Here is a 17,532-nt window from a genome sequence, read left to right as displayed (position 1 = left end):
ATAATTTGGGATGACTTTATTTGCTGCTAACTAAACATTGTCAAAAATACATTATTTAACTCAAGATATTTAATTTGCTGTATAAAAATAAGAAAATTTATTCAAAGGCAAATATATGAAGTTACTTAGCTTAATTCTGTTAATCACTATTTCGTTCCAGGTTTCGGCCCGTCCAAGAAATGGCGCTCTTTACTGCGGAAAGCATGAGTCTCATATTAAAATCTATTTCAAACAAGATTCTAAGCTTTACTACTATATTGATAATACTGATTTAAGAGATCTAAAAGAATACGAGTGTGTGGAGTTCACACCAGAGCTTCCATTCTACGATGAAGTTCAAAGCGCATATCTTAAAGCACAAAAAGATGTTGAAAAATTCAGTAGCGGCGCAACTGCACTTTATCGACTAGAGCATGATACGCGCTACTATTGTGGAAATCCACAATCAGGAGGCCTATATGCTGCTTACACAAAGAAGTATTATGAGGCGCTCTACCTTTACGATATCGAATCAAAGACTTTTGATACTTACGATTGTATCAATCTTTAATACTTTTTATTCTTACTTCCAAGGCCAAACATAATTATTCTCCTGTTAGGTAGTCATCACTGATATTCACAAGGCTAAATTTCAACTTAGCTTTAAGCTCATCTTCTTGATAAACCTCTGCTGAAAATTTAAAAAGATTATCCATCTTATCAATGAGTTTAACCTTTGCCTTTAAGTCACCTTGAGGCTTCACGATACTTAAATACTTTGCCCCTTGAACTTTATTTAAAACACCCAAGGCCCAGCCTTTCGTCTTATTAGAGTTATAATCTTTAACTGGTGAGTGATATTTTGTAATTAAAACTCCTGCACTTTGAGTGCAAAATTCCTGAATCATTGCCCCTGGAACAACTGGTGCATTTGGAAAATGGCCCTTAACAAAGAACTCATCCCCAGAGAAGGTTTTTAATGACTCGATTTCATTCTCATTTGATTTCGTAACCTCAGAAACCATTAAGTATGGATCTCGATGATGTAGTAACTCTTGTATTTGTGTTTTATTCATTTCTTACTCCTTAATGGTATTTAGCGCAGACTGAAAGACAGAGACAATTCCTTGTCCTGGAAATGTATAGTCTCCTACAAAGTATATATTTTCGTTTTTCATTTTATTAGGAATTAAGCGAAGTAGAGAAAGTGCTGAATTATGAATCAGACCACCTACTTCTCCATTAGGCCTTTGTGTATAGTGCTTAAATGTTAATGGAGTGCCGACACTATCAAAGGCCACCTCATCAATTTCATGCTCTTTAAAGCATTTATTAAAAGCATCCAGAACGTCTGTTTTAAACTTCTCTTTTTTATTCTTATAAGCATCATCTCTTTGATCAAAGCCATCGCAATCAACATGGGTAGACACTGTTACCATTTGCATACCTTCAGAGCGATGCTGATCATCAGGATGTGAGAATGAAAAGAAGAGTGATCCATCTCGGTAATAAACTTGCTGATATAATTCAGTGATAGGTATTTTACTTGAGAAGCTAAAATAGGCCGTCATTGCACCCCAAATCTTTCCCTTGTCTTGCTTTAACTCTTTATCCATAAATAATGAATCAAAAACTTCTGGAGAAATATTTGAGATTAGCTTTGAGCATTTAATCTGCTCTTTATTTGTTGAGATAAGATACGCCCCGCCCTCTTTTTCAATTTTCTCACAAGTAGAGCGATATTTAATCTCACCACCAAATGACTGAATCTTACTCTCTAAGGATTTCACTAATCCCCACATTCCACCTTCAATAGCGTGGGTATCAAGCGGATAGAAGAAACCAAGTATTCCCATAAATGCAGGACATGTCTTAGATGTTTGTTGAGTACTAATGAGAAGTAGTTGATCTAAGACACGAATAAATCTCTTATTTTTTTTCATCTCTTTAGGAAGGTAATTATAAAAAGATGATGTAAAAAGCTTAGGGTGTTTAAGAAGTTTTCTTGTTGGATTCATAAAGAACTTCTTAATTGTTGAAGGACCTATATTTGGAAAGTCCTGTACATAATCAAGACTCTCCCAAAGAAGATCCTCTAGGGCCTGCCACTTTTTTAGCGTCTTCAAGCAATCAAGATTAAAGACTCTTATTAACTCATCGTTAAGTTCATCTAAACTAGCGTAGAAGTTAAATACTTCATCTTCTGTATTAACTTTTATCCCAGGATTGCAGTGATAAGTTTTTAAATTTAAATTTAGTTTTTTTAAGATCTTATTTACTGGGCGGCCATCGGCAAGGCCACTTAGTGTCGTTGCACCGACATCGTAATATCCTTGCTTTCGCTTAAAGTATCCTGCACAACCTCCTCCAGCATAGTGAGATTCCACAAGCAATACTCGCTCACCTTTTTGGGCCCACAAGGCAGCGGCGGCAAGTCCGCCCATACCTGCACCAAGAACGACAACATCATACTCTTTCATAAAGCTATTCCGTTTTCTTCATACCATATCACAAATCATTTAAAGCTTACTAAACGATTTCGCAAAGTCTTAACTGTATAGGTTAAAAAAGGCTGAAGAAGCCTATACACATAGTCTTGATTAAGAACTTAAGACAACTTAAACTTATCATTAGTTTCGTGGAGCTTAGAAATGCAAGAGTTAACACTTATTCACTTTTCCCTATGCTTACTCATGAGTGGTGTCATTTGGATGGTGCAAATTGTTCACTACCCCTCTTTCAAATTTATCGATAAAAAGAGCTTTCATTTATTTAGTGCATTTCATGTTAAGTCCATAAGCTTCATCGTATTGCCCCTTATGCTATGTGAATTAGCAACAGCAACACTTCTTACAATTAAGCAACCAGACATTGCCTTTATCATCAATCTCGTTCTTCTCATTTTTATCTGGATGATAACTTTCTTTATAAGCATGCCTCTTCATAAGAAGCTAGGAAGTAAAAGAGATGATCAAAGCATAGACAAACTAATTCTTTCAAATTGGGCCCGTACAGTTTTTTGGACAGCAAGAAGTATTCTTCTTTTTGTCATCATAATCTCTAAAATGGAGTAAAGGGAAAAAAGTAAAATGAAAAAGAAGTGGATGAAATATACTTTAATAGCAGCAGGCCTTTATAATATCCTATGGGGATCTTGGGTGATCTTCTTTCCAACCATGGCCTTTGAGCTTTCAGGTGCAAAGATTCCAACCTACCCTCAAATTTGGCAATGTGTGGGAATGATCGTCGCAGTCTATGGCCTTGGCTATATCATTGCTGCAGCAAACCCTATAAGGCATTGGCCAATTATTCTAGTAGGCTTCCTTGGAAAGATCTTTGGTCCTATCGGTTTTATCCATTCAATCATGCAAGATGTATTTCCTCTAAAGTTTGGATGGAATATCATCTTTAATGATCTCATTTGGTGGGTGCCTTTCGGCTTAATCCTCTTAGAAGCTTGGAAATCAAATAAAAGAGTAAGAAGTTTGTAATACTTCTTACGACTCTATTTCACCACAAGTAAGCATCTTCTTTCCGTAATATGGATTCTTAATAGAAGAACCTTTTTGAATCCAACGGGCCTTTGCCATTGGACATTTAACGATCTTTAGCTCGCTATTTTCAAGTGACTTTCCATTCTTAATATAGATTTCTGAAAGAAGTTTAAATGAGTCTCTTAGAGCACTAACACTTTCAATATTCTTGCCACAGTCATTATACTTATAGTCCTTAGCATAGTGGCCAAGTTCTTTCTCACACATTGTTTTCCAAGACTTTAAGGCATTACTTAGATTGCCTTCAACTAATGAACTCTGAAGCTTTAGATAATTTTGATACTCTAACTCATGGCAAAAAACGTTAAAAGATAATATAAAAGCTATAAATAATTTCATGATTTCTCCTATGGAAACGTACGCTATCAACATACCCCCCTAGGGTATATCACGAAAAACACAAAATCAAATTAATACTAATTAATCGAGAATTTCTTTAGCGAGTGGCCAAAATCACATACTCTTTCTTATGCGCAGGAACCTGGCGACTAATGATATTATTAAATCCCCAATCGTAAAACTGGTCTTCGAACTCTTCGATATTTTCAATATACTCCATCTTTACAACCTGAACTGTAAAAATGATTCCCTTAAGTGTGCGATTATACTTCTTAGCAAGTCTTAAGACCTCTTTAATAGATTGTTTTGGATTTATATTTATATCGGCATGAATCCAACGCACCTCTTCCGGTAAATCTTCATGAGAGAGATCTTGTACAGACCTTTTCATATGAGTAAAATTCTTGTGCTTACCTAATACTGGACTCACTTCAGCGGGATCAATCCCCACAACCTTACAACCATTATCCAAAAGATATTGGGCCGCTCCACCTGGAGCACAACCAAAATCAAGCCAGCGATCACCTTTAAATAATTTCACAGCATATAACTTCACAATTTGAGCAAGTTTTAAATGGCCCTTTGAAATAGCATCCTTAGGCGTCTCTATCTCAACAATTGAATTTGGATAGCGCGTACATCCGTTGGCCACACTATGGGCCCCAAACCATATTTCATTTGGTCCTAAGCTAATTAAATCGATGACAATCTTACCTTCGGCGCTATACTCATTCACCTCACGGCCAAAAGTCTTAGCTGCATCAAAATCAGTTTCACAACCAATTTCAAAGCTATGAATCATATGGTTTTCACTATCAAGTCCCGATGCCTTCACATCTTGCGCGATAGTCTCAGGCGTCGACTTTCCAAAGAAGATTCCACTACGAGTCGCAAACGTTAGCTGCAGCTGAGAAATTGTTTTTAGGTCATACTCAATACCTGTATTTTTAAATGTCACAAAGCCTTTCTTTGAAAAGCTAAAGACTAACTCAGGATAAAATATCTTTATTTCTTCTTTTAAAAGTATTTCATTTCCAGGATTGGTACATACGAAGATAAATTGTGCCTTGCTCATTGAGTTCCTTAAATATGATTTTTTCAATCATAGCATATATTTGTAAAAATCCTTAACTGACTTCTTGAATAAAGTCCCAATAACTATCGCGGATATAATCCCTTAGCCATTTATGAGAAGAAGAGTTTTGGCGGCTCTTGTGCCAAACCATCTGATGCTTAAATGGACTCACTTCAAAAGGGACATCATATAGCTTGAGATCAAAATACTTTGCCACAGTTTTCCCATAGGCAAGAGGAACCATCGATAACATATTTCTCTTCTCGACAAGCCTTGGGATGGAATTAAGGTATGAAGTCTTAACCAATATATTTCGGCTTTCGCCAATGCTACTAAGATAATTATCAATATCACTACCAGGCTTCTCTGTTGGAGTATAGAGAACATGGCCGGCCTTTAAATACTGCTTCAGCGAGATCTTCTTTTTATATTGAGAATTGGATTTACTCGCAATAATACAAAAGTCGTGGGTACCAAGAGTCTCAATACTAAAATTATTAATCTCATCAAGGTTTCCAGCAAAACTTAAATCAATCTCACCTCTTATCATTCGATCTAAAAAATCTTCAAGAACAATCCCTTTCATCGTAACCTTAAGCCTAGGCGCGCTCTCTACTAATGACTCCATCAACTTAGGAACCCACATAAATGAATCAAATGCTGTCCCTGAAACCCTAAACTCTTTGCTAGAATTATGAGAATCCCACCCCTCTTGTTCAAAGAGATTACTCTCAAGCTCATTTAAATAAGTTTCCAGAAATGAGCCGAGTTGAATGGCCTTATCAGTTGGAATAAAAGTTCGAGCTGTTCTAATAAAAAGCTCATCATTAAGACTATCACGTAAACGATTAAGGGCATGGCTGACAGCAGGCTGAGATAGGCCAAGATTTGTTGCCGTCTGACTTACACTTAACGTATTAAATAAGTCTTTAAAGATAACTAATAAATTGAGATCAAAATTTCTAATATTCATATGACTAATACCTAAAATTACCAATATTCATTTTATTTATATACCTACCAATTGTAAAATACAGTAAATTTCAATGGAGAATCATATGAAAGTACTAATTATTAACGCACATCCTGACCTCGAGAGTTTTACGACAAGTATCTCTAATAAAATCTATGAGTCTCACCTTGCTAAAGGCCACGATGTAACCCTATTAAATCTTGCAACGATAGACTTTGAAATAAGCTTTAAGGGATATTCTGATCGAGAGAAAATCGACACCCTTGAAACAGACCTTGAATCCGCTCAAAAGCAAATCAAGAAAAGTGATCATATTATCATCACCACTCCCATCTGGTGGTCAACATATCCTGCAATCCTAAAGGGCTTCTTTGATAGAACACTTCTTCCTGGCTTTGCCTTCAAATTCCACAAAGGAAAAATGGTTCAAGAAAAGCTTCTCACAGGTAAAACAGCAGAGCTTGTCTTATTAAGTGATGCGCCGGCCTGGTACAGACGCTACTTACTAAAAGACCCGGCCGCAACAATCCTTAAACGAGACATACTTGGCTTTTGCGGTATAAAAGTTAAAAAGGTACATCGTATCGGAAGTGTCGGTAGTCTCGACGCAGAAGCACGCGAAAGGGTGATTAAGACTTTTTAATTAGCGTAGAAACGTTTTGGGTACATTTCTATTTAAATTAGATGCCCAGTTTTTACAAAGATTATCGTTTCCTTCTCAACCCAAGGGTGGTGATTGGAGAGATGGCAACTTCTAAGCCAAGCTCCTTTTGGGTAAACGCCATGTTCATCTCGAAATTCACCACTTAAGACAAATATCTCCTCTCCTCCAAAGTGGGTATGGGAAATAAATCTCTCACCCTGTGGCCATTTAACCAAAGCGACACTTTCTGTTCCAAATCGATGAAGAGGCATCACTTCTAAATTTCCGTGACCTGGATGCCATTGAGTTGTTTTAGTATCCACTACGATTCTTTTCTTATCTTCTGAAGAGAATTGATTCAACTTTACAAATATAATACAGCCTTCACGACTAAAAGGTGAATGAGATGATCCAGGAGGGTTTCGAATATAAGTACCCGCCGGATAGTCACCATGTTCGTCAGAAAACACCCCTTCTAAAACAAAGATCTCTTCCCCTAGCGGATGTGAATGTTCACTGAATTTTGAATTCGGTAAATACTGTACGACTGATGTGGTATGACCAGATTCTTTAGCTTCTCTTTCTAGAGGTTTTCTTAATACATTTGGTGAAGGAGATTTTACCCAATCCATCTCGGAAGTATTAATAGCTAAGTTTTTTGAAAAGTCTAAATTATAATTTTCTTTCATATAAAAGTTCCTGCATACTTTTCGATATGGGTCCCAGCTTTATCAATCAAGGATTTCCTTAACTCGTCCAACATCACCACTTTCAAGACGAACCTTAATCCCATGTGGATGATAATCTGACTTTGTTAGGATATCTTTTACGATACCTTCTGTTAACTCACCTGTACGCTGATCTTTCTTTAAGACGATGCGAACTCGCTCGCCTATTTCAATGTGGTCTCTTACATTTCCTTCCATGGTATATTTATACCCTATATTAGACTATACGCAAATTCCTTAACTTTCTTCCAATCAGTGTATTCATAATCACGGCCAAAGTCTGTTCCTTCACCGGCCCTCTTAGCAATCATTCTCATAATCCACTTCATAGGCCATGAATACTTGGAATACTTTAGTGCCCCGGCCACCATTTCAATCCGATTAAACTTTGTTATAAGTTGCTTGTCGACTCTCTTGCGGGCATCGTTCAGCCACTCTTCCCTTAACACAGGATCTTTTGTCGCCGCACTTAAAAGAACGAGAAAGAAGGCATTCGGCTTTGATTCAATTTGTTCCTTGTGATCATTGATAAAGCTAACCAACTCTTTTTCAATCCCACCAATATGCATGGAGCCACCAAAGACTAATAAGTCGAAATCCTCTAAATTCACTTTCCCTATTGTCTTTGCATCATGAAGAGAGGTTTCCAGCTTAGCTTCAACAAAGTGATCACGAATTTTATGTGCAACTTTTTCGGTTTGACCTTCGCGTGTTGCATAGATGATGAGTGCTTTTTTCATGATAATACGATTTTAAACGATTGGTTCTAGGATAAAAACTTAATTTATTAATAGGTTCCTGCCAAAGGGTTCCAGCAGACTTCTATGTAAACGGTGTACTACAAGCTCAGGGTTCTAACTCTTCAAAATCACAAATATGATCCTCTTTAAGAAAGGTCACAATAACTAGAGTCTCCGGGTCACATAAGGCAAAGAACTCAATGCCTTCATAGGTTCCATGATAACAGCTAAGATATGAGTCCTCTTCTCCACGCTTAACTCGACCAATATATTGCGTATCATCTAACTCATGCCTTAGCATATTTTGAATGTACCTTAACTCCTCAACCGTAATCTCTCGGCCATAGCGAGAAAAGAAACGAGCTTGTGCATGTTTTGTTGTCTTATCAATATCCATAACTTAAACATTCTTTTCAATCTGTACGATTTCCTTCATAAAACTATTTATCAACAAAATAATGAAGAAATATATGAAGAAGAGGATGCTATTAATATTTTCATTTTTGAATATAAATTGAAGAGAAATATAACATATAGAAAGAATTAAGAAATATCCCCAGTTCTTTTTTGAATGTACAATTTTAAAGATATAATCTTGCCCACAGTTCTCACAATTAAATTCAATCTTATTTAAGAAATAAGGCAGTTTCATCTCTTGTTTGCAATTTGAGCATACTTTTTTATTTTTCATTATAAGTCATACCTAATCTTTTTCATTTGATAATTGATAGCAAGTAGTACAAATATCAATAAAGAGAAAAGCGATCCCCAGCCCACCGAGCGTGTAGTACTCAAGCCAAAAAACCGTGGCAATTACAATCAATGTAAATCCTATTCTCTTTTTCATAAATAATTAAAAGCTCCGAGCAAACCTAAATCGTGGATAATTTTTCGTTCTTTAAGCTTTAATCATCCAAATTTATTCTTTATCGAGCAATCCAAGAACGCGACAGCCAACCTTCTGGAACTTTCACCTCTATAGATAAGCCTTCATAAATACCCTAATATCTATTTTTACATAATGCTTTAGTTGATGCTTTTTCATTGCTTTTCTTGTTGTTTATAAGAAAGTAATATTTCTCACTAATCTACCCTTCGGGCCGGAGCTAATTTCAAGATAAACTCAGGAATCAAACTCTTAACTCGCTCATCAACCTTCTCTTTATTCTTTTGATACTTTATTCCAACAAAAATAATCGCTAAGCCAATAATACTCACACCAATTGGAAAAGAAATAAAGTTGGCAAAGACCTTAAGTGTAAGATGACCAAGATATCCAAAACTTCCAATCCCACCACATATAATGAAGATCTTTCTGTTAAATAAGACTGATATAAAGATAAATAAGACATTAATGACAAAATAAACAAACTTACTAAGTTCGCTATCACTATTTGAATAACTAAGTCCGCCCCAAAAAACTAACATTCCAAAGAGATAACCCCAGAATGCAAAGTCTTTCTTTGTTCTTTTATCAATTAAATACGAAAGAACTAAAACACAGGCACCAAAGATAATTGAAACAAGCTTTCTTTCATCCATTGTAAATTCATTCTTACCAAATAACAGAGGAGTTAAATCCATCGACATATACCACAATGAAAAGAATATTGGCGCAGTAAGAAATGGAAAACGAATAAAACGAAGCATAATGGCAGCGAATACGATGGTGGCTATCTCTAGATAAAGCCAGGATTGTTTAACCCAGATATGATAATCGTTATAAGCGGAACTGCTTCCTTCCGGCCACATACCTTGAAGCTTAATGAAGCCGTATGTTGTAAGAGGAACCATACAAACAGCTGCTGTGACTAAGAGCCCTCCTGCAACCTCTAACTTCTTTTTATGATATAAAAAGTAGCCAACTCCCGCAAAAAAGATTGTATAAGAAAGGCCATACTTAAATATAACTCGACTTCCTAATAATTCCCATGCCTGATTCATTCTCCATCCCATACCAAAAATAATGAGAAGGGCCCCGAAATAATATATGACATTAGTTAAATTAAACTTTGAATTTACTTTAGTTGTATTGGTAAATGAGTCCCACAATGCATCGACTTGCTCATCTTTTAAGATTCCGCTTTCAACGGCATTATGAAGATCCTCTTTTGTAATCTTCACCATTCTTACTGATCCCCACCAAAGATCATTAAAGCACCACCAACGGCCGCTGCACCCTTTTTCAAAATGCCAAAACCAAAGCCTTTCAGCTCAGGTCTCACAGTAGTAGCAAGTCCATTATTAAAGCAGTACTTATTATTAATCTTTGACTTAACACCAATTCTTCCAATTTTCTTTTGCAAGAATGTTTTTGAAGCACCATTAGGATACTGAATTTGATCACAGTACTTCACTAATGGCATAAGTTGATACATATCGAGCTGATATTCCTTATGATAGTAGCTTAGCTCACGATAGAAACACCTCATAGTCTTTACGGACTTTGCATTCGTCTCTAGCTCATCACTAGTATAGAGATCTTCAATTGCAGGAATTACTTTATTTAAGCCCGTTCTGATAATCTTCTTAGCATCATCCCCAATTTCCATCTTTTCTGAAACACTTAATAATTCTTTAAGTGGAGCTTCTGAGTAATCGGCTAGACCGTTACCATCTTTATCGATAAAAATTTCTTTTGAGAGTAGCTTTGAATCAACGTATTCCTTATATTGTCCGTACCCAATGGCCCCAGCAACAATAATGAATATAAACGCACCAAATACAATTAGAATATTCTTCGTATTCATCCTAAATCCTCTTTTACTTTTGAGTAACTACTTCTCGTCATATTATGTCATAAAGATGAACAAAATCAGGAACTTATGAATAAAACAAGGGATCAGCGATAACTAATTGAAATTAGATTTTACGATTTCTACAGTTACTGAAAGAACGATACCTTTGTCCTGCATTTAATAGAATACGTCCTCGATCCAAGGTTTCAAACATAACAGGAAGTGCTTCTAAATACCCATCTGAGTTATAATACCCAATAACGAAATGAAGATGTGCTCCAGAAACATAGCCTGTCTCTCCTGAATAACCTATACTCTGACCAGTCTTAACGTTATCACCGACGTCAACTTTAAGACCATCTGGCATCAAGTGAGCATACATCCCAAAGGTCCCGTCACCATGATCGATAATAATATGATTAGCCTTATCGTAAAAATCTTCCGTTTGCCCTCTTGCTGAAAACCTATTTACTGCAGCAACAACGACTCCACCTCGTGATGCGGTAATCTCTGCGCCCTCTTCTAAGCCAAAGTCAATTGCATGCTTGGCCATCCCTTTATGAGTGACTCCTTCCATTTGTGTAACTAAGAATGTATTTCCACCACGAAATGGCAGACAGTAACTGTACTTACTAGCAAAAGACTTTTTCTTTCTCCTGTGCTTAATCTTGCGGGTAGTCTCCGAGTTATCTCCCCAGCGAGAGAGATCAACGACCTTCTTCTTTTTTACTTCTTTCTTTTGAACAACTTTAGATTCTTCAACCTTCTTATCCCTTCTCATTTCATTATCTAAATAAAGAAAGCCAGCGATATGTATTGAGATAACAATAATTGCAATTATATACTTCATATCATTCACCTTTCCCTGCAACATTCTTATAACAAGACAACTTATGATAACAAATGTAAAAACCATAGATATATGAAAAGCCCGAAATCATAAAAGCGACTCTAAATACATTATTAGAAAGATACGATACAAGAAAACATAAAAAAGAAAGACTCAAAATAATAATAGAAGCCAATCTTCTAATCAAAACAATCCTCTCTATCCCAACATTGTTGATGAATGGCTCAATTTCATATTTTTTAAAAGGAGTTCCATACTTAAATAGCCATCCCTTCTTTGTTAGAAAAGATGCTTTTAACCGACCACCATTACTATCAAACATAAAAAATAAAACATCATCATAGTTAATACTAAATGAAGATATCTCTCGATTAGAGATTAAGACATTAAAACTATCATTATTAACTTCTATTCCATCTATTTTATATGACTGCATAAAAAATGGTAACACTAGTATCCCCTATCATCGACTTATTAACCTAAAGTTAAATTTTATATCTAATGACCCAAGAACGAGATAATCCTCCTTCCATAACAACGACCTCAACAGAGTCCCCTTTATTTATATTTGGGTACCTTTTTCTACATATCGCTTGATTTGAAACTCTGTCACCATCGGCTTTATTATAAAGATAAAAACATTCCCCACCATCATTATTAATGAATCCAGAACCCAAGATATATAAAGCGTGTACAGGCTGACCATTAGACAATTTATAATTTAAAAGCTCAGTAGTTCCATATAAAGAATACGTGAAGGATGCTAACATACAAACGAACAAGAGAAGTCTATAAATAGAGTCCGGATGATATTTTCTTATCATCTTATCAATATAGCTTACGACTAGAATAGAAAGAGCAAAAGAATAAATAAGCCAATCAAATTGCAAATTAATATCTAGTCCATATTTTCCAATATACTGATTATTTATCCCAACTATAATCACAATATAGATAATTGAAACAAAAAAAGGAGTTGAATATATAAGTTGTTTAAGCGTGTTACTCATTTGAAAACCACAAAACTAAAATCAAACCAATAAGAAAGCCCAAAGTATAAACTATCTGCAACACATAATTTGTTGGAAAAGAAATTAAGATCACAGGAAATGAAGCAATATAGCCAACTATATATAATATAATAATTTTCTTTTTTTCATTTATCATTCGTAATATCCATCAAACTTAAGCTTCACATTTTCAAAAAACCAGCGACTTGACCTGAAACTTGAAACAAGGCCTTCTTCTCACTCTCAATTCTCGCTCTTTCGAGCATTTCTTCGTTCGAATAATCATTATTTATCTTCTTAAGTTCAACAGTCTCTGTAATGATAGATGTAAAGGGTACAACGCCTGTACGTATATCAAGAAGAATGACTTCGAGAGATGTAGTGGCCTTAGCCGTATTATCTTCAAAGAAGTTAAAATCCCAGTCCACAACAGATCTTGGTGCAATCACAACAAGTAAATCAGCTTGTAATAAAACGGCTGAACGTCTTAAGTTTGAGAGACTAATAGGACTCTCGATTAAAAGTTGTGGCATTGGAATAATCGACTGAGCTTTCGCACCCCAGTTTCTTCGTTTATATAAACGCTGGGCAACTTCCTCATCAATTCGTTGAAAATCATTATTAGAATTCAATCTTGTCACAGCAATATTAACCTTCTTATTAATCTTAACCCTACTGGAAAGAAGTCGCTGTATATCTTTTTCACTAAGTTCTTTAGCTGGATCAATTAATGATTTTTTCAATACAGGCTTATTCTTATAAGATGAATCTCCCATATAGCCATAATCTTTCTTAACAGACGCACAACTTATAGCTAAAAGCATTATCGTAAGTACTGATACTAACTTCATTAAACCACCTCTAATTTTTCTATAACTTCTTCTCGTCATATTATGCCACAAAGATAAACAAAATCAGGAACTTATGAATAAAACAAGATATGAACGATAACTAATTGAAACTTATTAAAAGATGAACTTTATAAATAGTACGATTAAGAAAAATAACAAAGGAATAAGAATCATTCCTAAGGGAATGAAGAGCTCTGGCGGGTATTCAGCATCGTCCCAAAGCCAGTATTTTAACTTCTTTAAAATGACCTCTAATTTAATATGAAAACCTCACCGTTAGAATCATGCTGTATTAATAACTGACTAGGATAACCTGCCGGATAGCGAGTCTTAGACTCAGCCTGACTAAATTTTATATATGAAACAAAAACGATAAGAAGAACTACTAACAACCACTCAAACTTTGAGTACTTCTTTAATTGAATAAGTAGTTTTTTGGGTTCTCTCATATCTGTATTCTAACATGGTTTTAAATTTCAATGATTACAAATCTCGGGTAAAGCGACACCTTGGATAATTCATACACCCAAGAAACTCCCCACCCGCATTCTTTCCACGTCGAGCAACTTTCTTCAACAATTTCCCTCCACACCTTGGGCAAGTCACCATTGAATTATGCCTACTTTGTAAAGACTCTAAGTGATCAGCTAGTTTCAAATTAGAATTCTTTTTAAAAGACTCTATTCTATTAACAAGATCTAAAACCTCTTCATCATTGAATAACTGGTCAGTATGGCTTCGAATGTACGTATCAAGACAAGAGGTCATGACATTATTTGGTAGATCAGTTTTTAAATGACTTTTACCGTTAAAATATATAATTGAAAAAATCTTACTTTCCTCTATACCTAGGAACTCAGCCAATATCTTTTTTTGTCTGTAGACTTGTCGAAGCGGGTTTTGAAAAGAAAACTTCTTTTTAAATAATACCTGAGTCCAGTTTTTCTGGTTTTCATTACCAAAGATCCAACCCTTATGGCTTTTTGTCTCAACAATAAAAACACCGTATTTTGAAATTACGACATGATCAAGTTGAGTTGTTCCATTACTAGAAGGAATTATCAGATCATGAAATCGAGGATATTGATACCGATCTAAAAATAAATATAGCTGAAACCTTGTTTTGAGCTCCCCTCTGAGACTTTGCAAAAAAACAAAGAATAGAGAGAACAAAAAAATCAAACTTAAAACTGATGTTTCCATTTTATTTTAGATACATCTAAAAACAATCGCCTGGTACTCAACACCTGTAAAGTTTTGCTGATCCTTAGCAATATAAATAGTATCACCATATTCAGCGGCCATATTATACATTTTGACCTCTGCACTATGATTATAGAAAGGATTCCCACCAATAGAATTACTCTCTGAAGAAGTGTTTACTTGTCCAACTTTAACGCAACCTTTTGCCTGAGATAAAGAAGAAATCTTCCTAAGATTCTTGGCCTTTTCTGTTAAGTTCGCACAACTTGTCATTAGTATTAATATTGTTACTATTGATAACACTCTCATATTTCATCCCCCATAGATCTCGTTCCAGGTGCTTTTTCATTGATACCGCGTAACCAAATTTAAAATTGTATTAATTATTAATCGACAATTAAGTGGAAAAGTTGAACAAAATCATCAACTTGAGATAGACATAAGTTTCTGGGAATAAGTGCTAGTTTTTACTGAGATGGTTTATTATAACTAAAAGAGAGAAATTTGATTTGAATCCGGTTTATCGATAGGGATAATCTTTTCCCAAAGACTATCGTATTTAATGTACATTGGATGAATTACGTCTGGCTTAACTGTTCTATTTCGAGAGTCCTTGCCATAACGAAAGTCTGGACGAAGAAGACCTTGAGAGATACTTTTATCTTCATCGACATTAAAGCTATTATTTAACCATTCAAGAGTTTCATTAGTCTTAAATAGATCAAACTCAAATAGATCAACAACTTCAGAGAGAGCAAAAGATAACTCACAACCAAATTGCGCGCAAACTGAATAAGGGAACTCTTGAACTTCAGACACAAGATTAGCTTTTACAGGACTTCTTAAAATATACTTGAAAGTATTTGCCCTATAGCTTGCTTTAGTTAGAAGTGAAGATTTATAACGGCCGCCATAAATTGAGTTTAAAACACCGGCCTTTTCTGTACTTCAAGAGTTGATATCTTCATAACCCAATACATAACTTCATCAATATTTGCCATTGATGTTTCAAGCGTTAAATGGAAGTGGTTATTCATCAGAGTAAAGGCATATATTTTAACTTTATAATCCTTTACCACTTTTTCTAAAGCACTTAAATAGATTAACCACATCTCCTTTATTGGCAAAGGAAACCAAGTTTTATTATGTGACCTAGCTACAACATGATACGGATACTTATTAGATCTCAATGTTTTTCTTCGTCCCATTACACCTCCTTAAATATAAGTAATATGCAAGGTAAATTATCGATAAAGTAAACGTAAGAACTTGATATAATTGAAAAGGCTTTTTGTTTAAAATATATTTTTTATAAGTAGATTACAAAAACCTAGAAACGCTTAGCGCAAAGGAAAAGCACCTGGAACCTTTATTCTGCTCCGCACTATCACCTTAAGAGAACTTAAAAAGGAGAAATAATATGCGTGGAATAATTGAGATATTTCTTGCGATAATTTTTACTGTAATCACAGGAACTAGTATTTTAAACTTTTCGAGTAGAGCCATTAAGAAAGAGGCTTTTATTAAAATTCAAAAAGGTCTACCTCCACTTGAAAAATTTACTAATGCAATAACAACGATTTCTACTCATTAAAGAAATTTAATTTTATTAACTCTGTCTCCAGAATAGGTTGCCTTAAAATATGAAGTTATATCTCCATCTGAGCTGACTTTGAATGCTTTTCCTCCATAGAGACATGCAGAAAAAGCTGCAGTAGTTCTTGCTCCAAGTTGTCCAGGGCAATCATGATGGGTTTTAACAATTTTTCCAAAACCAAGAAGTTTTCCATCAGATGAATTGACCACCATTGCCCCATCGACCGAGGAAAGTTCAATTAAGCGCCTCTTCGCAGACACTGGTAGTACCGTATTTTTAAAAGAACAGTCTGGCACGAAGTGGTTAAATATATTTTTAAACTCTTCTTCTTGTTCAATATAGTTTGAGAAATTGTCTTCACTGTCAAATATAATTAACCCTCCATGTCTTTTATAGCTTAGATCGAAGAGCAATTCATAAATATTGCAACCTGTCCGGTAGTCTGCCAATATGTCAGTCATAGAATTTTTAAATGTTCTAGGGTCATATACCGTCCAGGCCCCCCTTCTCTTTGAAGCAATCATTTCCTCATTCATCAATACAACTAAATCCCCTCTACCTGTAAGTGAAAAAAGAACCTTTCTCTCAGTGGTTAGAGAGGCCAAAACATGTAGAAATTCAGGATAAAACTTATATGATGTCGAATCCATAACCTCACTTAAGTTCGCTGATGAAAATTCTAAAATTTCTAAATCACAAGAACATAAGAGATAGGTGAATGGTCCTGACGCTAAAAGGTCTATCGCCTTATCAATATTAAAATTTTGCAAATTTCTATTTGTAATTGAAGTATCGACAGAAATATCAAGATCGATAATGACATTTTTACTTATGAATGAATTTTCATTCGTTCGTGACGATAATTTATAGAAATAATCAATTATCCCCATTAATTTAACTTGTTCAATACCTGTTTTTAAGGAAAGCCACTGTAGAGCAAACAGTTCACGAAGTCGGTTCTCATCACTCTTAGTTGTGAAAAAATGATAGTTCGCTTCTTCAGCTCCTTTGATTAACTTAATACAATTATTCTTATAAGTTTTTAAATCTGGAGTTAAAGGTCTAAACGAAAATCTAGAAATAGTCGTCTCACCGTGTACAAAAGAAACTTGCTCCTTTCCTGCATCTGATTTATAGAGTTGAGGAATTGTATCTGCTAAAATTTCAAGTTTCTTAGTTGTGTCCATATAATCTATTTAAACATAAAAAAACTGATTCGTATTGAATAATTAAGACATCGTATAAAAAAAGT

At 35.0% G+C, this 17,532-nt stretch carries 26 protein-coding genes; 4 read left to right on the top strand and 22 right to left on the bottom strand.

Annotated elements, in window-relative coordinates:
- Nucleotides 1-115: 115 nt before the first annotated feature.
- On the top strand, nucleotides 116-550 hold the full coding sequence (locus BALOs_RS03835) for a hypothetical protein (protein ID WP_120404333.1): 435 nt from the start codon (nucleotides 116-118) through the stop codon (nucleotides 548-550).
- A 34-nt stretch (nucleotides 551-584) separates the two neighbouring features.
- Here BALOs_RS03835 and BALOs_RS03830 read toward each other — a convergent pair whose 3' ends face one another.
- Entirely contained in the window at nucleotides 585-1,055 is a 471-nt protein-coding gene (locus BALOs_RS03830) for a 3-hydroxyacyl-ACP dehydratase FabZ family protein (protein ID WP_115361318.1), read from the bottom strand.
- Nucleotides 1,056-1,058: 3 nt separating this feature from the next.
- Nucleotides 1,059-2,459, bottom strand: coding sequence for an NAD(P)/FAD-dependent oxidoreductase (locus tag BALOs_RS03825; RefSeq protein WP_120404332.1), 1,401 nt, complete (start codon nucleotides 2,457-2,459; stop codon nucleotides 1,059-1,061).
- A gap of 171 nt (nucleotides 2,460-2,630) precedes the next feature.
- On the opposite strand from BALOs_RS03825, the gene BALOs_RS03820 reads away from it, so the two are divergent.
- On the top strand, nucleotides 2,631-3,053 hold the full coding sequence (locus BALOs_RS03820; protein WP_120404331.1) for a hypothetical protein: 423 nt from the start codon (nucleotides 2,631-2,633) through the stop codon (nucleotides 3,051-3,053).
- Nucleotides 3,054-3,068: 15 nt separating this feature from the next.
- Entirely contained in the window at nucleotides 3,069-3,470 is a 402-nt protein-coding gene (locus BALOs_RS03815) for a hypothetical protein (RefSeq protein WP_205570969.1), read from the top strand.
- Between the two features lie 6 nt (nucleotides 3,471-3,476).
- Here the strand turns inward: BALOs_RS03815 and BALOs_RS03810 are convergent, their stop codons facing one another.
- The 3 genes from BALOs_RS03810 to BALOs_RS03800 all read right to left on the bottom strand — a co-directional run bounded on the left by BALOs_RS03810 (nucleotide 3,477) and on the right by BALOs_RS03800 (nucleotide 5,920).
- A complete protein-coding gene (locus BALOs_RS03810) occupies nucleotides 3,477-3,872 on the bottom strand; it encodes a DUF3347 domain-containing protein (RefSeq protein ID WP_162929531.1) in 396 nt (131 codons plus the stop codon).
- 97 nt (nucleotides 3,873-3,969) lie between these two features.
- Nucleotides 3,970-4,947, bottom strand: a complete 978-nt coding sequence (locus BALOs_RS03805; protein ID WP_120404329.1) for an SAM-dependent methyltransferase — start codon at nucleotides 4,945-4,947, stop codon at nucleotides 3,970-3,972.
- 52 nt (nucleotides 4,948-4,999) lie between these two features.
- Nucleotides 5,000-5,920, bottom strand: coding sequence for a LysR family transcriptional regulator (locus tag BALOs_RS03800; protein ID WP_120404328.1), 921 nt, complete (start codon nucleotides 5,918-5,920; stop codon nucleotides 5,000-5,002).
- Nucleotides 5,921-6,005: 85 nt separating this feature from the next.
- Here BALOs_RS03800 and BALOs_RS03795 point away from each other — a divergent pair, with 85 nt between their 5' ends.
- A complete protein-coding gene (locus BALOs_RS03795; protein ID WP_162929530.1) occupies nucleotides 6,006-6,563 on the top strand; it encodes an NAD(P)H-dependent oxidoreductase in 558 nt (185 codons plus the stop codon).
- A gap of 32 nt (nucleotides 6,564-6,595) precedes the next feature.
- Here BALOs_RS03795 and BALOs_RS03790 read toward each other — a convergent pair whose 3' ends face one another.
- From BALOs_RS03790 to BALOs_RS03710, 17 genes are all read right to left on the bottom strand, one after another.
- Nucleotides 6,596-7,252, bottom strand: a complete 657-nt coding sequence (locus BALOs_RS03790) for a cupin domain-containing protein (protein ID WP_120404326.1) — start codon at nucleotides 7,250-7,252, stop codon at nucleotides 6,596-6,598.
- Between the two features lie 42 nt (nucleotides 7,253-7,294).
- Nucleotides 7,295-7,489 (bottom strand): YwbE family protein, encoded by a 195-nt coding sequence (locus BALOs_RS03785; protein ID WP_115361335.1) that lies wholly within the window; start codon nucleotides 7,487-7,489, stop codon nucleotides 7,295-7,297.
- 14 nt (nucleotides 7,490-7,503) lie between these two features.
- The gene (locus BALOs_RS03780) at nucleotides 7,504-8,031 is read right to left on the bottom strand and encodes a flavodoxin domain-containing protein (RefSeq protein WP_120404325.1); all 528 of its coding nucleotides are present in this window, start codon (nucleotides 8,029-8,031) and stop codon (nucleotides 7,504-7,506) included.
- A gap of 106 nt (nucleotides 8,032-8,137) precedes the next feature.
- Entirely contained in the window at nucleotides 8,138-8,428 is a 291-nt protein-coding gene (locus BALOs_RS03775) for a hypothetical protein (protein WP_120404324.1), read from the bottom strand.
- Between the two features lie 306 nt (nucleotides 8,429-8,734).
- Nucleotides 8,735-8,878, bottom strand: a complete 144-nt coding sequence (locus tag BALOs_RS15145; RefSeq protein ID WP_162929529.1) for a hypothetical protein — start codon at nucleotides 8,876-8,878, stop codon at nucleotides 8,735-8,737.
- 236 nt (nucleotides 8,879-9,114) lie between these two features.
- Nucleotides 9,115-10,158: a DUF2157 domain-containing protein gene (locus tag BALOs_RS03765; protein WP_120404322.1), complete on the bottom strand. Its 1,044-nt coding sequence runs from the start codon at nucleotides 10,156-10,158 to the stop codon at nucleotides 9,115-9,117.
- 2 nt (nucleotides 10,159-10,160) lie between these two features.
- Nucleotides 10,161-10,781 (bottom strand): hypothetical protein, encoded by a 621-nt coding sequence (locus BALOs_RS03760; RefSeq protein WP_120404321.1) that lies wholly within the window; start codon nucleotides 10,779-10,781, stop codon nucleotides 10,161-10,163.
- Between the two features lie 112 nt (nucleotides 10,782-10,893).
- Nucleotides 10,894-11,619, bottom strand: coding sequence for a M23 family metallopeptidase (locus tag BALOs_RS03755; protein WP_162929528.1), 726 nt, complete (start codon nucleotides 11,617-11,619; stop codon nucleotides 10,894-10,896).
- A 1-nt stretch (nucleotide 11,620) separates the two neighbouring features.
- Entirely contained in the window at nucleotides 11,621-12,070 is a 450-nt protein-coding gene (locus BALOs_RS03750; protein WP_162929527.1) for a hypothetical protein, read from the bottom strand.
- A gap of 34 nt (nucleotides 12,071-12,104) precedes the next feature.
- Nucleotides 12,105-12,629, bottom strand: a complete 525-nt coding sequence (locus BALOs_RS03745) for a hypothetical protein (RefSeq protein WP_120404318.1) — start codon at nucleotides 12,627-12,629, stop codon at nucleotides 12,105-12,107.
- Between the two features lie 182 nt (nucleotides 12,630-12,811).
- Nucleotides 12,812-13,480, bottom strand: coding sequence for a hypothetical protein (locus BALOs_RS03740; RefSeq protein WP_162929526.1), 669 nt, complete (start codon nucleotides 13,478-13,480; stop codon nucleotides 12,812-12,814).
- 251 nt (nucleotides 13,481-13,731) lie between these two features.
- Nucleotides 13,732-13,929, bottom strand: coding sequence for a hypothetical protein (locus BALOs_RS03735; RefSeq protein ID WP_120404316.1), 198 nt, complete (start codon nucleotides 13,927-13,929; stop codon nucleotides 13,732-13,734).
- A 34-nt stretch (nucleotides 13,930-13,963) separates the two neighbouring features.
- A complete protein-coding gene (locus BALOs_RS03730) occupies nucleotides 13,964-14,683 on the bottom strand; it encodes an NERD domain-containing protein (RefSeq protein ID WP_120404315.1) in 720 nt (239 codons plus the stop codon).
- Between the two features lie 6 nt (nucleotides 14,684-14,689).
- The gene (locus BALOs_RS03725; protein ID WP_162929525.1) at nucleotides 14,690-14,992 is read right to left on the bottom strand and encodes a hypothetical protein; all 303 of its coding nucleotides are present in this window, start codon (nucleotides 14,990-14,992) and stop codon (nucleotides 14,690-14,692) included.
- Nucleotides 14,993-15,172: 180 nt separating this feature from the next.
- The gene (locus BALOs_RS03720) at nucleotides 15,173-15,502 is read right to left on the bottom strand and encodes a hypothetical protein (RefSeq protein WP_120404313.1); all 330 of its coding nucleotides are present in this window, start codon (nucleotides 15,500-15,502) and stop codon (nucleotides 15,173-15,175) included.
- Between the two features lie 104 nt (nucleotides 15,503-15,606).
- Nucleotides 15,607-15,891, bottom strand: coding sequence for a transposase (locus BALOs_RS03715; protein WP_120404312.1), 285 nt, complete (start codon nucleotides 15,889-15,891; stop codon nucleotides 15,607-15,609).
- A 382-nt stretch (nucleotides 15,892-16,273) separates the two neighbouring features.
- Nucleotides 16,274-17,467 carry a hypothetical protein gene (locus BALOs_RS03710; RefSeq protein ID WP_120404311.1) on the bottom strand — a complete coding sequence of 398 codons (1,194 nt, stop codon included), beginning with the start codon at nucleotides 17,465-17,467 and terminating at the stop codon, nucleotides 16,274-16,276.
- Nucleotides 17,468-17,532 lie beyond the last annotated feature (65 nt).

Source organism: Halobacteriovorax sp. BALOs_7 (genome assembly GCF_003612895.1).
Classification (GTDB): domain Bacteria; phylum Bdellovibrionota; class Bacteriovoracia; order Bacteriovoracales; family Bacteriovoracaceae; genus Halobacteriovorax_A; species Halobacteriovorax_A vibrionivorans.
The sequence above is the reverse complement of the archived record's forward strand: the minus strand, read 5'-3'. Positions and strand labels throughout refer to the sequence as shown.

Excerpts from the sequence above, each read along its gene's own strand:
- BALOs_RS03765 (WP_120404322.1), bottom strand. The coding sequence starts at position 10,158 with ATGGTGAAGATTACAAAAGAGGATCTTCATAATGCCGTTGAAAGCGGA.
- BALOs_RS03715 (WP_120404312.1), bottom strand. The coding sequence starts at position 15,891 with ATGGGACGAAGAAAAACATTGAGATCTAATAAGTATCCGTATCATGTT.
- BALOs_RS03805 (WP_120404329.1), bottom strand. The coding sequence starts at position 4,947 with ATGAGCAAGGCACAATTTATCTTCGTATGTACCAATCCTGGAAATGAA.
- BALOs_RS03785 (WP_115361335.1), bottom strand. The coding sequence starts at position 7,489 with ATGGAAGGAAATGTAAGAGACCACATTGAAATAGGCGAGCGAGTTCGC.
- BALOs_RS03730 (WP_120404315.1), bottom strand. The coding sequence starts at position 14,683 with ATGGAAACATCAGTTTTAAGTTTGATTTTTTTGTTCTCTCTATTCTTT.
- BALOs_RS03810 (WP_162929531.1), bottom strand. The coding sequence starts at position 3,872 with ATGAAATTATTTATAGCTTTTATATTATCTTTTAACGTTTTTTGCCAT.
- BALOs_RS03815 (WP_205570969.1), top strand. The coding sequence starts at position 3,069 with ATGAAAAAGAAGTGGATGAAATATACTTTAATAGCAGCAGGCCTTTAT.
- BALOs_RS03775 (WP_120404324.1), bottom strand. The coding sequence starts at position 8,428 with ATGGATATTGATAAGACAACAAAACATGCACAAGCTCGTTTCTTTTCT.
- BALOs_RS03790 (WP_120404326.1), bottom strand. The coding sequence starts at position 7,252 with ATGAAAGAAAATTATAATTTAGACTTTTCAAAAAACTTAGCTATTAAT.
- BALOs_RS03780 (WP_120404325.1), bottom strand. The coding sequence starts at position 8,031 with ATGAAAAAAGCACTCATCATCTATGCAACACGCGAAGGTCAAACCGAA.
- BALOs_RS15145 (WP_162929529.1), bottom strand. The coding sequence starts at position 8,878 with ATGAAAAAGAGAATAGGATTTACATTGATTGTAATTGCCACGGTTTTT.
- BALOs_RS03830 (WP_115361318.1), bottom strand. The coding sequence starts at position 1,055 with ATGAATAAAACACAAATACAAGAGTTACTACATCATCGAGATCCATAC.
- BALOs_RS03755 (WP_162929528.1), bottom strand. The coding sequence starts at position 11,619 with ATGAAGTATATAATTGCAATTATTGTTATCTCAATACATATCGCTGGC.
- BALOs_RS03745 (WP_120404318.1), bottom strand. The coding sequence starts at position 12,629 with ATGAGTAACACGCTTAAACAACTTATATATTCAACTCCTTTTTTTGTT.
- BALOs_RS03725 (WP_162929525.1), bottom strand. The coding sequence starts at position 14,992 with ATGAGAGTGTTATCAATAGTAACAATATTAATACTAATGACAAGTTGT.
- BALOs_RS03735 (WP_120404316.1), bottom strand. The coding sequence starts at position 13,929 with ATGAGAGAACCCAAAAAACTACTTATTCAATTAAAGAAGTACTCAAAG.
- BALOs_RS03740 (WP_162929526.1), bottom strand. The coding sequence starts at position 13,480 with ATGAAGTTAGTATCAGTACTTACGATAATGCTTTTAGCTATAAGTTGT.
- BALOs_RS03760 (WP_120404321.1), bottom strand. The coding sequence starts at position 10,781 with ATGAATACGAAGAATATTCTAATTGTATTTGGTGCGTTTATATTCATT.
- BALOs_RS03800 (WP_120404328.1), bottom strand. The coding sequence starts at position 5,920 with ATGAATATTAGAAATTTTGATCTCAATTTATTAGTTATCTTTAAAGAC.
- BALOs_RS03795 (WP_162929530.1), top strand. The coding sequence starts at position 6,006 with ATGAAAGTACTAATTATTAACGCACATCCTGACCTCGAGAGTTTTACG.
- BALOs_RS03835 (WP_120404333.1), top strand. The coding sequence starts at position 116 with ATGAAGTTACTTAGCTTAATTCTGTTAATCACTATTTCGTTCCAGGTT.
- BALOs_RS03710 (WP_120404311.1), bottom strand. The coding sequence starts at position 17,467 with ATGGACACAACTAAGAAACTTGAAATTTTAGCAGATACAATTCCTCAA.
- BALOs_RS03825 (WP_120404332.1), bottom strand. The coding sequence starts at position 2,459 with ATGAAAGAGTATGATGTTGTCGTTCTTGGTGCAGGTATGGGCGGACTT.
- BALOs_RS03820 (WP_120404331.1), top strand. The coding sequence starts at position 2,631 with ATGCAAGAGTTAACACTTATTCACTTTTCCCTATGCTTACTCATGAGT.